Source organism: uncultured Chryseobacterium sp. (assembly GCF_936933875.1).
In the GTDB taxonomy this organism is placed as follows: domain Bacteria; phylum Bacteroidota; class Bacteroidia; order Flavobacteriales; family Weeksellaceae; genus CAKZIK01.
Genome location: NZ_CAKZIK010000069.1, coordinates 35,105 through 50,322, shown reverse-complemented (window position 1 = coordinate 50,322; position 15,218 = coordinate 35,105). Strand labels below are relative to the sequence as shown.

The following is a 15,218-nucleotide window of genomic DNA, read 5'->3' as shown; positions in this document are numbered from 1 at the left end:
GAAAAAGTCCTTGAACAAACACATCTTTAAAAAGATAATTCATTATTTTTGTGGTAACCTTTAATTATGGAAAACCAAAATACCGAATACAAAGAAAGTTGGCGCGACGAATACATTAAGTGGATTTGTGGATTTGCCAATGCTAGTGGTGGCAAAATGTATATCGGTATTGATGACAAAGGCAACTTAAAAGGTATTTCCGATGCTAAGAAACTGTCTGAAGATCTGCCCAATAAAGTGAAAGATATTCTGGGCATTTTGGTGGATGTAAACTTTCAAAGTGACGCAGGGAAAGATTATCTTGAAATTGTTATTGATGCCTATCCTTATCCTGTGAATTACAAAGGCAGTTATTATTACAGAAGTGGTTCTACTAATCAGGAACTCAAAGGTTCTGCTCTGGATAAATTTTTGTTACGAAAACAAGGTTTAAAATGGGATGGGACACCAGAACCCTACACAAAACTAAAAGATCTTTCTGATAGCGCATTTAATCTTTTTAAAGAAAGAGCTTCGGAAACTGAAAGATTTGATGAGAACATCCAAGATGACTCCAATGAAGATATTTTAGAAAAACTGAATTTAATTGCTCCCGACGGAAATCTCAAAAAAGCAGCGGTTCTTCTTTTTCATCCTAAACCTGACAAACTTTTTACAGGTGCATCTTCCAAAATAGGTTTTTTCAGAAGTGATGATGACTTGGCTTTTCAAGATGAAGTGAAGGGTTCACTGATAGAACAGGCGGAAAAAGTGATTGATTTGCTCCTAACCAAATACCTTAAAGCGCAAATTACTTATGATGGACTGCAAAGAAAAGAGAGTTTCCCTGTTCCACCTGCTGCACTTCGTGAAGCCATATTGAATGCTATCGTGCATAAGGATTATGCAAGTGGAATTCCTATTCAAATCAGTGTTTACGACAATCAACTGATTATTTGGAATGAAGGTGAACTCCCAGAGGATTGGACTGTTGCCAAACTAAAAGTCAAACATCCTTCCCGACCATACAATCCAGATATTGCTAATGCGTTTTTTCGGTCTGGACTGATTGAATCTTGGGGAAGAGGAACGATTAAGATTTTAAATGAGGCAAAAGCTGCAAAAACTCCTGCTCCTGTTTTTAAGTATGATGACAGTGGTTTTTATGTGATTTTTAATTTTGAGGAAATTAGTATTGAACAGAAGGTCTTGGAATTGATTAAAAAAGATTCAAAAATTACTGGTACGGCAATTCGTAAAGAATTGAAAATTTCAGACAGCACGGTAAAAAGAATTCTCAAGAGTCTGCAAGTTGATGGCATTATTCAGAGGAGTGGAAATAATAGATCCGGTGTATGGACTGTTTTGTAGATTGATATTATTCATGACACCATTCGTGACACCATTTATAGCCACAAAAAAAAGCTTATTTTATTGATAATCAACCATTAACAAATATTCCAAAGGAAGATAGTGTGATAATTTGCTTTAAAATCTGACACCATTCCTGACACCATTCAAATATCTAAATAACATCTATCACACTCAAAATCAAACTAATAGAAGGCAATTCGAACGGTCATTATACATTAAGATTTGACACCATTCTGAACCAATTAGCATTTTTGGAAGGATGAATTAAACTCCGAATCATCTCCGTTTATCGCATGAAGTTTCATCATACCCAAAAAGATTAAACATCTCCCGCATTCTAGAGCGAAGACGATTCCCGTAGATCGTTTCTATTTCTCCAGCGGTAAGATTGGTGGTGAGATGCGTTATGATTCCTTTTTCCTTGAAAATATCGTAGCGAGTTAGGAGAATTTCTGCCATTACATTGCAGTCGTTTCCGAAATATTTGGAGGCAGATTCGCTACCAAGGTCATCAAAACAGTAGTTTTTTGGAGTGCGATAATCATTGTATAGACTCCCACGAGAATATTTTTCTAATATTTCGTAGCCAGACTGCATAAATTCTGAAACAATTTGGCGTGTAGAAGTCATCATGAAATTTTTTCTCTCGGAAGGTATTTTTCCCATCAGCTTGAAAAGTGTGGTTTTTCCGCATCCGATTGGTCCGCTTAGCATTATTCCTTTCCTGAGATCGATATTCATTTCTTTGGCTACTAATTCGTCCTGAAGAAACCAAGCGAGCATTCCGAAAATAATTCCTTTTTCGTTTTCAGGAATAATAAAGTTTTTGCCTAGGTACTTTCTGCCTGATTTTCGTAGCCACATTACAACTTCTCTGTAGTCATAACTCATCTCGATAGGATTTGTTGGTAGTTGCATTGAGGTGATTTGGTTTTAACTCCACTCCATTCGCAAAACTAGGGGAATTTGAGGTATTATTGAATTTTTTCGAATTTAAAAGCCAATTTCTCGCAGCGGCTTCCCAATTTTTCATCTTCGATTTTCCGCCGACGAGCCAACCATTGCTTTCGTAATGATTGAAAAACCTTTCGGCTTCAAGTTTTGTGGAATCCCTTTCCAGAAAATACATTTCAACTTCTAAAATGTCCGGTGGAATTTTTATCAAACTATTTTTTTTCTTTAAAAGCAAATTCTCTTCATCAAAAATTCTTGATTGCTCATTATCTTTTAATTGTTTATTGTTTAAAGAGTTTATACTGTTTATAGAAGGTATCAGTGCTTGTTCAGAACCTGTATCGATTTTGATATGCATCCTGTTCTCTACCTGTTCAGAGGCTGTTTGTTTTTTGATACGCTTCATATTCAAATTTTGAATCTCCTCAGAATTATCAAAACTAAATAGGTTCACCAAACTCCCTTTGTAAGGATTGAATGATGGGATGTATTCAATATATCCAAATTCTTGCAGTTCTTTAATGCATTTATGGTAAGTTCCAAAAGCAGAAATTTTGCTCAGTTTCATCATTTCATTTCGCGAAATACTGATTGGATTTCGAAAACGATTGAGGTTCCAAAACTGAAACAAAGCAAGGTAAAGACTGATGTGAGTAGGATTCAGTCGGTTGTCTTCCTGTATTTTGTCGTAAAAACCAGTGAGATGAAAAATGTAATTCATACCGAAATTATTTCTGATTTAGCATTTTCTCGATGTCCTGATAATTGTAATAGATTGTTCCACCCACTTTGGAATACTGTAAAGTTCCATTGATGCGAAGCGTCTGTAATGTCCCTGAGGAAATTTTCAAAATTTTTCTAACCTCGTTAGATTTCAACCATTTCTTCTCCATCGTTTTGGTGGAATTTAGAATTTTCTGTAAATCTTGCAAAAGTTCAATTTTAAATTCTTTTAGGTCTTCTTTCGTAATTATATCAACTGCCATAATATTTTTTATGCAAATTTCATTCGATTTGTATTCTAAAACAATAGTGTTCATGCGGTGTGGGCTAAATAAGAACAATTTAGACGAGTTTGGAATCTCGGAAGATTAAAAAAGAATAATTAAGATGAATTTAGATTCTTGAACGCAATTTCTGAAAGAAAAAACAAGTTCCGCAGTTTTTCCCCTTTTTCAAAAAGGCAAGATCGTTTTTGTATCGACAACTTGAAAAGTCGTATATACAAAGACACATCTTGCAACAAAAGTTTTATTGCAAGATGAAGATTTTTCAGAGGTCTGAAAATGCTTGATGGACGCTTGTTCTAGGCTTTAACTCTTTAATTTTAAAATAAATTGGATTTTGAAGAAAAAAAATAGAAAGAGATTGGCTTAGGTTGTATCTTTTTTACGCAGGTTTGCAAGTTGGTTGTATCTGTTTTACCCACGTTGAGTAGAACCGTGTGGTCATATTACGCAGGTTTTTGAAATGATTGGTATTAATTGGTTATGGTTTTTTAGGTTTATTGATTTTTTTTGGAATATTTATTATCTTTACAAAACATTGAGGCACTGGTAATCTGGCAATGGATATTGAATGAGGACTTAGGTTCTCATTCTTTTTTTAGTAAGCCGTGAGGAAGTGAAAATAATCAATATTTTGTCCAGTTTATTTACTAAAAAACTGGACATTTTGTTTTCAAAATAGATAAATAAATCCATCATAAACATTCATGAATACTGAATAACTTCCAAAGTTCTTTTTAATTAAGCAAGTTTCACCTACTGTTGTTTTTCTCATTATGTGAGAACTTTACGAAGTCTATTTCTAATTTTGATTAGAATAGAATGTGCGCAGAATAGAATTTTTTGTAAAACATTCTTTCGGTAATTTTCCTTTGACGAGCAACTTTCGTTATCTTTGAGGTTTTACATTAAGGATAAAATATGTCTGAAGAACAGAAAAGACAGTTGCAGCAGCAACTTTGGAATATCGCCAATACTTTACGCGGAAAAATGGATGCCGATGAATTTCGGGATTATATTTTGGGTTTTATTTTCTATAAATATCTTTCCGAGAAAATCCATTTTACTGCAAATAAAATACTACACGATTCAGGAGAAGAAACCGATTATAATGATGTAGATGAAAATTCCGAAGAAGGAAAAGAAATTGTAGAAGCAATTTATGAGGAAATCGTAGAAGATTTGGGTTATTTTCTGAAACCATCTGAACTTTTCAGCAATGTTGCGAAAAAAGGTTACAACAGGGTTGAAGGAGAATCCAATTTTATTTTGCCTGAACTTTCAAAAATCCTCACCAATATTGAACAATCTACACTTGGAACAAGTAGTGAAGACGATTTTGAACATCTTTTTGAGGATTTGGATTTGACTTCTTCCAAACTTGGAAAAACAGAAGACGAGAAAAATACTCTAATCTCCAAAGTATTATATCATTTGGATGAAATTGATTTCAATTTATCCGATTCCAATGCCGATGTTTTGGGTGATGCTTATGAATATTTGATTGCACAATTTGCGAGTGGTGCAGGAAAAAAAGCGGGTGAATTTTACACTCCGCAACAAGTTTCCACCATCTTATCGAGAATTGTGACCAGTAGAAGAAATCAATTGAAATCGGTTTATGATCCGACTTGCGGAAGTGGCTCTTTGCTTTTGCGTGTCGCGAGAGAAGCAAAAGTGAGCGATTTCTACGGTCAGGAAATGAACAGAACGACTTATAACCTTGCACGAATGAACATGATTCTGCACGGAGTAAGTTACAGTAATTTCGATATCAAGCAAGAAGACACTTTGGAGAAACCGCAACACATGGACAAAACTTTTGACGCCATTGTTGCAAATCCACCTTTTTCCGCAAAATGGAGTTCCAATGAACTTTTGTTGCTTGACGAGAGGTTTTCGCAATACGGAAAATTGGCTCCTGCTTCCAAAGCGGATTTTGCATTTATCCAACATATGATTTATCATTTGGACGAGAACGGAATAATGGCGGTGGTAATGCCTCATGGAGTTTTGTTCAGAGGTGCAGCGGAATTAACAATTCGCAAAAATTTGATTAAAGAGAAAAATTATTTGGATGCCGTAATTGGTTTGCCTGCCAATATTTTCTATGGAACAAGTATTCCGACCTGTATTTTGGTGTTTAAGAAATGTCGCGAGCAAGATGAGGATATTTTGTTCATCGATGCGAGCAAGGAATTTGAGAAGCAAAAGAATCAGAATGTGTTGCTCAACAAGCATATAGACAAAATAGTTGAAACTTATCAAAACCGAACAGAAATTGAAAAATTCAGTCATAAAGCGAGTTTGGAAGAGGTTGCAGAAAACGATTACAATTTGAACATTCCAAGATATGTGGATACTTTTGAGGAAGAGGAAGAAATTGATATTCATGCGGTGATGAACGAACTGAAAGAATTGGAGGCGAAACGCAGCGAACTTGATGCTGAAATTAATGTGTATTTAAAAGAATTGGGGTTGGTTTTTTAAAATCCTCAAGTTTTAGAATTAATTTTTCAAAAAAGTCAAGATGAGCGATAAAGATAAAAGTGTAAAAAAATCCCCAAATTCCCCAAATTATTTCCCTAAACTTCGTTTTCCTGAGTTTGTAGAGAATTGGGAGTCAAACAAGTTAGGTGATGTTTCTAATAACATAATGTATGGAATGAATGCAGCTGCAACAAATTATGATGGAGAAAATAAATATATAAGAATTACAGATATTGATGAAAGTACACGGCTATTTAATCCAAATCCCTTATGCTCTCCAAAAGGTAATTTAGAATCCAAATATTTGTTAAATGAAGGAGATGTTCTTTTTACAAGAACGGGAGCAAGTGTTGGAAAATCATACTTGTATAATAAAAACGATGGCAATGTTTTTTTCGCAGGTTTTCTTATTCGATTTAACATTAAAAATAACAATCCTTACTTTATTTTTTCACAAACATTGACTTATGAGTATGAAAAATGGGTATTATCAATGTCGATGCGCTCTGGTCAACCTGGAATAAATGCTGAAGAATATAAATCCTTACCGATTCATATTACTACAATTGAAGAGCAGAATAAAATAGCCAATTTTCTTTTTTTGTTAGATTCGAGAATTGAGTGTTCAATGAAAACGATTAATCAGTTAAACTCCCAAATCGAAATACTTGTTAACCTTTTTATGGAGGAAAAATTAAAATTGAAAGGGAGTTATGAAAAATGGAAAACTTTTAAATTAGCTGAAATAGGAGAAACATTTAATGGACTTACAGGTAAAAGCAAAGAAGATTTTGGTTCTGGAAAAAGATACATTCAATACAAACAAATTTTTGATTCGAGAACAATTGATATTAACGAATGTGGATTTGTAGAAATTGATGAAAATGAAAATCAGAGCAAGGTAAAATTTGGTGATGCTTTTTTTACAGTATCATCTGAAACCGCAAATGAAATCGGAATGTCTTCTGTTTTGCTACAGGAAGTTGACGATACATATATGAACAGTTTTTGCTTTGGTTTCCGAACATTTTCACATACAGCCCTAAATCCAAAATTTGCTAGTTTCCTTTTTAGAAGTAAAGTTTTTAGAAACACAATAGTGAAGCTTGCACAAGGAAGTACGAGATATAATATGAGCAAAAATGAATTCTTAAAATTAAAAATAAACTTACCTACTGAATCTGAACAAATAAAAATATCAAATATATTGGCAAGTCTCTCAGAAAAGCTTGAAACTGAAAAAAGAATTTTAGCGCTTCTCGAACAACAAAAAAAATACTTCCTTCAAAACCTTTTTATCTAAAAGGAATCTCAAAATAATTCAAAATTTCTTTATAACGATCTTGTGCAGATAAGCAAGTGTCCATCAAATATTCTTGAATATTTTGCCATTCTTGCAAACCGCGATAATAGAACATTTTGAGTTCGTCTGTTATGATGAAAGGAACAATATTGTTCGCAAGACATTCTTTAAACATAATCAATCTTCCAACACGACCGTTTCCGTCTTGGAACGGGTGAATCATTTCAAACCGATAATGAAAATCAATGATGTTTTCTAAAGTTTTATGTTTGATTATATGATATTCATAAAGAAGTTTTTTCATTTCGGAAGAAACATTTTTTGGAACACAAGTTTCATTTCCGCCAACTTCATTTGGAAGTTTTTTGTATTCACCTACATTAAACCAATCCTTTCGACTATCGGAAGTTCCCGATTTTAGAAGAAAATGTAATTCTTTAATAAGAGATTCTGAAAGTTTAGAACTTGCTTTATCAATAATGAAATCAATGCAACGAAAATGGTTTGAAGTTTCTATAATATCATCAACATTAATGCTATCTACAGACGCACCGATGGTATTGGTTTCAAAAATGTAGCGGGTTTGGTCTTGTGTTAATTTACTTCCCTCAATTCGGTTTGAGTTGTAAGTTAAATCAATTTGCGTGCGATGATAAATTCCACCTTTTAGTGTCATTTCTTTCTGCTCTTTCAAAATGTTGAGCAGAATACTTTTCTCTTTTTTATTAGATTTGTTTTTTTGAGGAGGAAGTGAATCTTCTGGAATATTCCATGTTTTTCCTGTAATAAAAGCACCTTTAATTTTTCCTAAAGCACAATAATTTCGAACCGTTCTTTCAGAAAGATTATATTTTCTCGCAAATTCGCTTACTGAAATATATTTCATTTTAAATCAAAATCTGCCGTTATCGGCAAAAGCAATACAAATATATAAATAACTTATATATTCATGCCGATAAAATTCTAAACGAAAAGATTTTGGAGGAAGAATTTCTTTTGCAAGTTGAGTTTTCCGAGGATTTGGGTTTCGATTTCTAGTTTCTTTTCGAGATTGCTGAACAACTGCACGATAAGTTTTTGCTTTTCTCCTTCGGGTATTGGAATTGAAATTGACTTTATAATATCAGCGGATAAATTTCCTTGTCCACCTTGAAGAAATGTTTTTAATATTTCTTCTTTTTTGAATTTTAGGTAATTTACGATAAATACAGGATTATATTCGGTTCGAATACATAAAATGGCTTGATTTATTGCACCTGAAATTTTGCTAACTCCTACTTCTCCGCTTGTAGCCCCATAAAGTGCAATTAAAACATCTCCTTTTTCTACTAATTTTGCCGATGAGTTCTTCAATCCTTCCAAGGATATAAATTGTTCTGTCGATTGAGAATTTATTTCGCCTGATTTAATAAAAGGAATTGTTCCTTCATAATAGTTTTTATTTGAGGTTAATGGAGTTCCTCCTGAAAAAAAAGTCCCAATTTCTTGAAGTTTCTTATTACCCAAAAACAAATCATTATCATTGAAAATTTTTGCTCTTACGCCATTCATTAGCGACTCCAAGTTTTGAATCGTTTTCTTTTGGGTTTCTATCCTGAAAATTATTTTAGATAAAAATGAAATAATCTTAATTTGTTCATCATTTTGTGGAACTTGCAAATCCATATTATAGAAATCATCGTTTTTGATATTCATTCTATCATCTCTCGCACCGTAGTTAGCAATTTCTCGCATATGACTGTGCCAATGCTTAGACTTGAAATAAATTTCTAAAAATTGAGGGGTTATTTTTGCAGATTTTATTCTGAAAACCGTATATAATGGGGAAACAAGTCCGGTTTTGAATGTGTTATTTATGTTCATTGCTCCGACTTCAGCATTTGCTGAAATCCTTGGATTATAAACAAAGTCTTGAGGTTTTACGATGTAATATCCTTGCAGATTATTTCTATTAGCAATACTCTTTTCAAAATAATCATTTTGTAAAACAATGCCTTGAACTGCAGAATTAGAAAAAACTAAGTCCAAATCATTATTTGTGTTTTTTTCATTTACTTTTTCAGAAATATCCCTCAATTTTAATGTCTCCCATGAATTTTGATATTCAGGAAATCTCAAATTTGGGGAGTCGAAAACTTTATCTTCAATGTGTGAAATTGGCGAGAAATTTCACCATTAATTTGTTTTGAAGGAGATACTTTCTAAAGTCTTTAACTTTCCTATTTCAAACCTTTAATTCAAAATCTTATGAACAAAAAAAACATCTCCCAAATCGTCGAACTTTGGAAAATCGACAAAAAATTGTATGTCAAAAAAAGCACTTTATCAGCTTATATATTGCTGATTGAAAATCACTTACTTCCAGAATTTGGAAATTCTTCTGAAATCGAGGAAGAACAAGTCCAAAAATTTGTATTCCAAAAATTGGAGCAGGGATTAAGTCAGAAAACCGTGAAAGACATTTTGATAGTGCTGAAAATGATTCTCAAATTCGGAGCAAAAAACAAATGGATTCAGTTTTCACCCTTTCAAATCCAATATCCAACAGTTCGGGAAAATCAACAAATTGAAGTGCTTTCAAGGACTCATCAGAAAAAAGTGATGAACTATATTCAGGAGCATTTTACCTTTCGAAATCTTGGGATTTACATTTGCCTTTCTTCGGGAATTCGGATTGGAGAAATCTGTGCGCTGACTTGGAAAGATATTGATACTGACAACGGAATTATCTACATCCGAAAAACAATTCAAAGAATTTATGTGATAGAAAATGGCGAAAGAAGAACCGAATTGCTTTTGGATTCTCCTAAAACTAAAAATTTCATCCGAGAAATTCCGATGAGTAGAGAATTGTTGCGAATGTTGAAGCCTTTTAAGAAAATAGTAAATCCATCTTTTTTCGTTTTAACCAACGATTCAAAACCAACAGAGCCACGAACTTATCGCAGTTATTATAAAAATTTGATGAGGCAATTGGAAATTCCTGAAATCAAATTTCACGGCTTGCGTCATAGTTTTGCAACACGCTGTATTGAAAGCAAATGCGATTATAAAACGGTGAGCGTTTTATTGGGACATTCCAATATTTCCACAACTTTGAATTTGTATGTGCATCCCAATTTGGAGCAGAAGAAAAAAGCGATTGATCAAATGTTTAGAGCTCTGAAATAAGGATTTTATTTGTTAAATTTGTAATTAACCTTAAATCTTTGTCAGGTTTTGAATCTGACAAAGATTTTCTTGAAAACTCAGTCGATGTCGAGCCAACCCGAATATATTTTAGAACAAAAACTAGTAGAACAACTCCAAGAGTTAGGTCACAAAAAAGTGACTATAAAAGATGAAAAAGATTTACTTAAAAATCTGAAATCCCAACTCGAAATTCACAATAAAAAAACTTTTTCTGAAAAGGAATTTGAAAAAATTCTGAATCACTTATCAAAAGGAAACGTCTTTGAAAAAGCAAAAATACTTCGCGACCGTTTTCATTTTGTGAAAGATGATGGAACTTCCGAATGGATTGAGTTCATTAATCAGGAACATTGGTGCCAAAACCAATTTCAGGTTACCAATCAAATTTCGCAACACGGCGAATACAAAAACCGTTACGATGTTACTATTTTAATCAATGGTTTGCCTTTGGTTCAGATTGAGTTGAAACGCCGTGGTTTGGAGATGAAAGAGGCTTTTAATCAGGTAAATCGTTATCACAAACATTCATTTTCTTCAGGAAGTGGTTTGTTTAATTATGTTCAAATTTTCGTCATTAGTAATGGTGTAAATACAAAGTATTATTCCAATAACGCAAAGCAATCTTACAAGCAAACCTTTTATTGGTCGGATGAAGAGAATAATACCATTCAAGCACTCGATAAATTTGCGCCAGAATTTTTAGAACCTTGCCACATCGCAAAGATGATTACGAAATACATTGTACTCAATCAAACCTATAAAATTTTGATGGTTCTTCGTCCGTATCAATATTATGCAGTTGAAAAAATTGTGGAACGAGTTCGAAATACTGATAAAAACGGATTTATTTGGCATACAACAGGTTCAGGAAAAACACTTACTTCTTTTAAAGCGAGTCAGATTTTAAGGGAAATTCCAAAAGTTGAGAAAGTGGTTTTTGTGGTCGATAGAAAAGATTTGGATTATCAAACCCAAAAAGAATTTGATGCTTTTGAAAAAGGAAGTGTTGATGCAACCGAAAATACGAGACATTTGGTAAAGCAACTTTCAGATAATACCAAACTGATTGTTACCACTTTGCAAAAACTCAATACCGCAGTTACCAAAGAAAAACACGGCAGAAAAATAGAGCATCTGAAAGACAAAAAAGTTGTTTTCATTTTTGATGAATGTCACCGAAGTCAGTTTGGCGAAACACATCAGAACATCAAAAAATATTTCGAAAAAGCACAAATGATTGGCTTCACAGGGACACCTATTTCCGAAGTGAACGCCACAGGAAAAATTGATGGAAAACCTGCAACAACAAATCGACTTTTTGATGATTGTCTTCATAAATATGTGATTACAGATGCGATTCGTGATGAAAATGTTTTGAAATTTTCAGTGGAATATGTCGGTCGGTACAAAGAAAAAGAAGGAAGCAACACCTACATCGATACCGAAGTTGAAGGAATTGATACCCAAGAACTTTTGGAAAGTCCACAACGATTAGATAAAATTTCGGACTACATTATTTCTGAATACAACCGAAAAACAGGCGATAAAACATTTAATGCGATGTTTTGTGTAAGCAGCATTGATGTTTTGAAAAAATATTATGACCTTTTTAATTTTAAAAAATTAGAGGGAAAACATAATCTGAAGATTGCAACGATTTTCAGTTATACAACCAATGAAGATTCACAAGAAGCCGACGGAATTATGGAGGAAGTTGACGAAATGAGAATGGTTGCTGAAGCAAGACCGGAGTATATTTCCACGCACAGCCGAGATGTTTTGGAAAGATATATCGGACATTACAATGAGATGTTCGGAACGAATTTCACCACGAAAGATGGACAAAGTTTCTACAATTATTATAATGATGTTGCAAAAAGAGTCAGAAGTCGAGAACTGGATTTGATTTTGGTGGTGAATATGTTTCTTACTGGTTTCGACAGTCCACAACTCAACACCCTTTTTGTAGATAAAAACCTGAAATATCACGGTTTAATTCAAGCATTTTCTAGAACGAACAGAATTTTGAATGAGAAAAAATCGCAGGGAAATATTGTTTGTTTTAGAAATCTAAAATCGGCAACCGACGATGCGGTAACGCTTTTCTCTACTAAAGAAGCAATAAGGGAAATTATCATTCAGCCGATCGAAGATTATATCGAACTCTTTAATATGGCATTAGAAAAATTAAAGTTTCTCGCACCCGAAATAGAATCGGTTGACCGATATCAAACCGAAGAAGAAAAATTTGAATTTATAACCGCTTTCCGTGAGTTGATGCGTTTGCTGAATGTTTTGAAATCATTTTCAGATTTCAGTTTTGACCAATTGGAAATGACGGAATTTGAATTTGACGGTTATAAAAGTAAGTATCTTGATATTTGGCAAACCATCAAACCAAACGCAACAAAGGATAAGGTAAGCATTTTAGACGATATTGATTTTGAATTGGAACTCATTCACAGAGATGAAATCAATGTGCGTTACATCCTCTCTTTATTGGCAAATCTTAAAGAATCAAATGAAGAAAAACGAGCACAGAAAATCAAAGAAATTAAAGAAATCATTTCAGGAGATGTTCAATTAAGAAGCAAAAAAGAACTGATTGAGAAATTCATTGATGAAAACTTGCCAAACATCAACGATAGCGAATCCGTAAATGATGAGTTTGAAACTTTCTGGAACAAAGAAAAAGTGGAAGCATTTGAGCGTATTGCTGCAGAAGAATCTTTAAATAAAGAAAAATTTCAGGACACCATCAACGATTTTCTCTTTACCGCAAAAACTCCAAAAATCAGTGAAGCATTGAAATTACTGGAAATAAAACCAAAAATTACCGAACGAAACAATATTGGAAAACGTATTATCCAAAAAGTACAGGATTTTGTGAATGTGTTTATTGATGGTGTGGAAGGATAAAATAATAAATTAAAAATGGCAACAAACTTCAAAGTTGTCAGTTAAATTCTTCAAGTTTTAAATTCCAGCATCATTATGAGAACCTTGAGTATCCAAATAAAAAACCCACAGTTTTGAATATTGAAAGAACTTTAGATGCCAAAACAATGTAATCTAGGGAGAAATTTTATATGTATTTTAAGAGAGCGCTTGTTAATAAAACTAATAAATTATGTCAGAAAGGATACAAACAAATATCTATTTGTTAAAAGATCAAGTCCGTATTTATGAGAAAGGAAAAATCACTTTTCATGATGTAAATTACGAATTTCTAAAGAAATTTCTTAAAAAGCGTGATTTCATTGAACAAAAAGTTAAAGAATCATTAGATACTAAATATGAAATTAAAGTCTTTCACAAGAAAGTCCGTTCTTCAGTCAAATGGAAGGATTTCATAAGTAAAGTTGTTGTCGAAGGAGAAACAATTTTAAAAGAAAATAAGCCTTGGATTGAAAGTTTTATTATTCTCTTCTTTAATAACGATACAAATAGAATCCTAGCTTCAACTGGTGGTTATGCAAATACCACAATGCAAGAAATTGCCACAACAGACTTTGGGATTGAAATCTTAGCTAGAATTGTAAAAGTAGATGATAAAACCTTGAAGTCTACAAAAGAAAGGAATTTGACAGGTGGCATTCAAGGGTCAATTAAATTTTTCAGAAATGATCATAATCTTTATGAAAATGAAAGTTTTGGGAAAGTATATAACGAACTTAATGCTCAACTTTCAAAAAAAATGCTAAGTACAAGTTTCGGATTTAAGAAAGAAGATTTAAAAGGTGATAGCATTTGTATTGCAAAAAACTTCTTTTCGATAAAAAAGGCGCTTTCATTCGATGAGTTGGAAAAACTGGTTGTTAAATGTGAAAACCTGTTATCACGGGAAAGAACTGTAGAAATAAATAGTATTGATAAAGTTTCACGAAGAGAATCTGTTTTGATCGATAATTTACGCGAAGAAGTTTTGAAAAACATTTGTAGTAATTATTTTGATGATAATTCTTTTTTTAGTGTTGAAATAAGTCATAAAGATTTTGAAAGATATTTTCAAGCATCTAAAAGTGTAATAACTTTTGATTTCGAAAAGAAAACTTATAAAATTGATCATGAAGGCTGTTTTCGAAATATTCAAGAAATTTTCTCAGTTTTAAAAGATAATGCCAGGGATTGCAATAATTTGGATGATTTTCGTAAATTGATAAATTCAGCTTATTTAAAAACCGTTGATGAAAATGATATAGAACTTACCGGAGAAAGATTAATCAATCACTTTTGTACTGAAATAAAATACGAAAACAATACATATTTCTTAATGGAGAAAGAATGGTATGTAATAAAGCAATCTTTTATTGGTAAAATTAATGAGCAAACTAAATATTTTCTTGAAAATAAAAAGTATAATGGTCCAGAACTGCTAAAATGGAGTACGGGAAATGAAAATGATTATAATCAGACCTACTTTTCAAAAAATAATTCTTTTGTGTTTGATAAATTCACTCCAGAAAATATTGAAGCTTGTGACCTTTTACACATAGAAGGTGATACTATTTATTTTTACCATGTAAAAAAGGGATTTGACAATTCAATGAGAGATCTTTGCAATCAAGTCTTTATAGCAAGTAAAAAAGTATTTGAAGACTTTAAATCCAAATTGGAATATATGGAGTCTTTATATGATTCTGCAAAAGATAGTAAGGGCAAATCAGCTTACTCAAAAAAGGTTAAGAATCAATTTAGCAAGTTATCTAAAGTGCAATTTATTGATTTAGTTAAAGATAAAAAACTTGTTTTTGTTTTAGCTGTACTTGATTCCGCTAAAACAGAAAGAGATTTATTTAATAATATTGAGGATTTCGAATCTAACATCGCAAAATTTACATTTATTGAACTAGCAAGAAGCATGAATGCTTTGGGTGCAGAATTTCAAATTGCTCAAATTTCAAAAGTTTAAAAAGTTT

The 15,218-nt window shown here is 32.6% G+C and carries 11 protein-coding genes; 6 read left to right on the top strand and 5 right to left on the bottom strand.

All coding sequences use genetic code 11. From position 1 onward, the window contains the following. Positions 1-66 precede the first annotated feature (66 nt). Entirely contained in the window at positions 67-1,350 is a 1,284-nt protein-coding gene (locus tag Q0252_RS09710) for an ATP-binding protein (protein WP_228411038.1), read from the top strand. 279 nt (positions 1,351-1,629) lie between these two features. Here the strand turns inward: Q0252_RS09710 and Q0252_RS09705 are convergent, their stop codons facing one another. From Q0252_RS09705 to Q0252_RS09695, 3 genes are read right to left on the bottom strand one after another with little or no spacing between them, the layout of a single operon-like run. Then, complete coding sequence (locus Q0252_RS09705) at positions 1,630-2,271, bottom strand: AAA family ATPase (RefSeq protein ID WP_297985721.1); 642 nt, start codon at positions 2,269-2,271, stop codon at positions 1,630-1,632. Next, complete coding sequence (locus Q0252_RS09700; protein ID WP_297985718.1) at positions 2,234-3,028, bottom strand: transcriptional regulator; 795 nt, start codon at positions 3,026-3,028, stop codon at positions 2,234-2,236. The genes Q0252_RS09705 and Q0252_RS09700 overlap by 38 nt, the downstream gene beginning before the upstream one ends. 7 nt (positions 3,029-3,035) lie before the next feature. Further along, entirely contained in the window at positions 3,036-3,293 is a 258-nt protein-coding gene (locus Q0252_RS09695; protein WP_297985716.1) for a helix-turn-helix domain-containing protein, read from the bottom strand. A gap of 942 nt (positions 3,294-4,235) precedes the next feature. On the opposite strand from Q0252_RS09695, the gene Q0252_RS09690 reads away from it, so the two are divergent. Together Q0252_RS09690 and Q0252_RS09685 are read left to right on the top strand one after the other, a co-directional pair. Further along, positions 4,236-5,804: a type I restriction-modification system subunit M gene (locus Q0252_RS09690; RefSeq protein ID WP_048499205.1), complete on the top strand. Its 1,569-nt coding sequence runs from the start codon at positions 4,236-4,238 to the stop codon at positions 5,802-5,804. A 40-nt stretch (positions 5,805-5,844) separates the two neighbouring features. After that, positions 5,845-7,107: a restriction endonuclease subunit S gene (locus Q0252_RS09685; RefSeq protein ID WP_297985714.1), complete on the top strand. Its 1,263-nt coding sequence runs from the start codon at positions 5,845-5,847 to the stop codon at positions 7,105-7,107. Here Q0252_RS09685 and Q0252_RS09680 read toward each other — a convergent pair. Both Q0252_RS09680 and Q0252_RS09675 read right to left on the bottom strand, forming a co-directional pair. Beyond that, a complete protein-coding gene (locus Q0252_RS09680) occupies positions 7,100-7,993 on the bottom strand; it encodes a DNA-binding protein (protein WP_048499203.1) in 894 nt (297 codons plus the stop codon). The two genes, Q0252_RS09685 and Q0252_RS09680, sit on opposite strands and share 8 nt — an antisense overlap. 77 nt (positions 7,994-8,070) lie before the next feature. After that, positions 8,071-9,183: a restriction endonuclease subunit S gene (locus Q0252_RS09675; protein ID WP_367174837.1), complete on the bottom strand. Its 1,113-nt coding sequence runs from the start codon at positions 9,181-9,183 to the stop codon at positions 8,071-8,073. Between the two features lie 171 nt (positions 9,184-9,354). Between Q0252_RS09675 and Q0252_RS09670 the strand changes: the two genes are divergently transcribed. The 3 genes from Q0252_RS09670 to Q0252_RS09660 all read left to right on the top strand — a co-directional run bounded on the left by Q0252_RS09670 (position 9,355) and on the right by Q0252_RS09660 (position 15,211). Continuing rightward, positions 9,355-10,278, top strand: coding sequence for a site-specific integrase (locus Q0252_RS09670; protein ID WP_297985709.1), 924 nt, complete (start codon positions 9,355-9,357; stop codon positions 10,276-10,278). Positions 10,279-10,347: 69 nt separating this feature from the next. Next, positions 10,348-13,218: a type I restriction endonuclease subunit R gene (locus Q0252_RS09665; RefSeq protein WP_367174836.1), complete on the top strand. Its 2,871-nt coding sequence runs from the start codon at positions 10,348-10,350 to the stop codon at positions 13,216-13,218. Between the two features lie 211 nt (positions 13,219-13,429). After that, positions 13,430-15,211, top strand: a complete 1,782-nt coding sequence (locus Q0252_RS09660; RefSeq protein ID WP_297985707.1) for a DUF6119 family protein — start codon at positions 13,430-13,432, stop codon at positions 15,209-15,211. The last annotated feature ends 7 nt before the right edge of the window (positions 15,212-15,218 follow it).

What these genes read in the sequence shown, in the direction of transcription:
- Q0252_RS09710 (WP_228411038.1), top strand. Translation starts at nt 67, where the DNA reads ATGGAAAACCAAAATACCGAATACAAAGAAAGTTGGCGCGACGAATAC.
- Q0252_RS09705 (WP_297985721.1), bottom strand. Translation starts at nt 2,271, where the DNA reads ATGCAACTACCAACAAATCCTATCGAGATGAGTTATGACTACAGAGAA.
- Q0252_RS09700 (WP_297985718.1), bottom strand. Translation starts at nt 3,028, where the DNA reads ATGAATTACATTTTTCATCTCACTGGTTTTTACGACAAAATACAGGAA.
- Q0252_RS09695 (WP_297985716.1), bottom strand. Translation starts at nt 3,293, where the DNA reads ATGGCAGTTGATATAATTACGAAAGAAGACCTAAAAGAATTTAAAATT.
- Q0252_RS09690 (WP_048499205.1), top strand. Translation starts at nt 4,236, where the DNA reads ATGTCTGAAGAACAGAAAAGACAGTTGCAGCAGCAACTTTGGAATATC.
- Q0252_RS09685 (WP_297985714.1), top strand. Translation starts at nt 5,845, where the DNA reads ATGAGCGATAAAGATAAAAGTGTAAAAAAATCCCCAAATTCCCCAAAT.
- Q0252_RS09680 (WP_048499203.1), bottom strand. Translation starts at nt 7,993, where the DNA reads ATGAAATATATTTCAGTAAGCGAATTTGCGAGAAAATATAATCTTTCT.
- Q0252_RS09670 (WP_297985709.1), top strand. Translation starts at nt 9,355, where the DNA reads ATGAACAAAAAAAACATCTCCCAAATCGTCGAACTTTGGAAAATCGAC.
- Q0252_RS09660 (WP_297985707.1), top strand. Translation starts at nt 13,430, where the DNA reads ATGTCAGAAAGGATACAAACAAATATCTATTTGTTAAAAGATCAAGTC.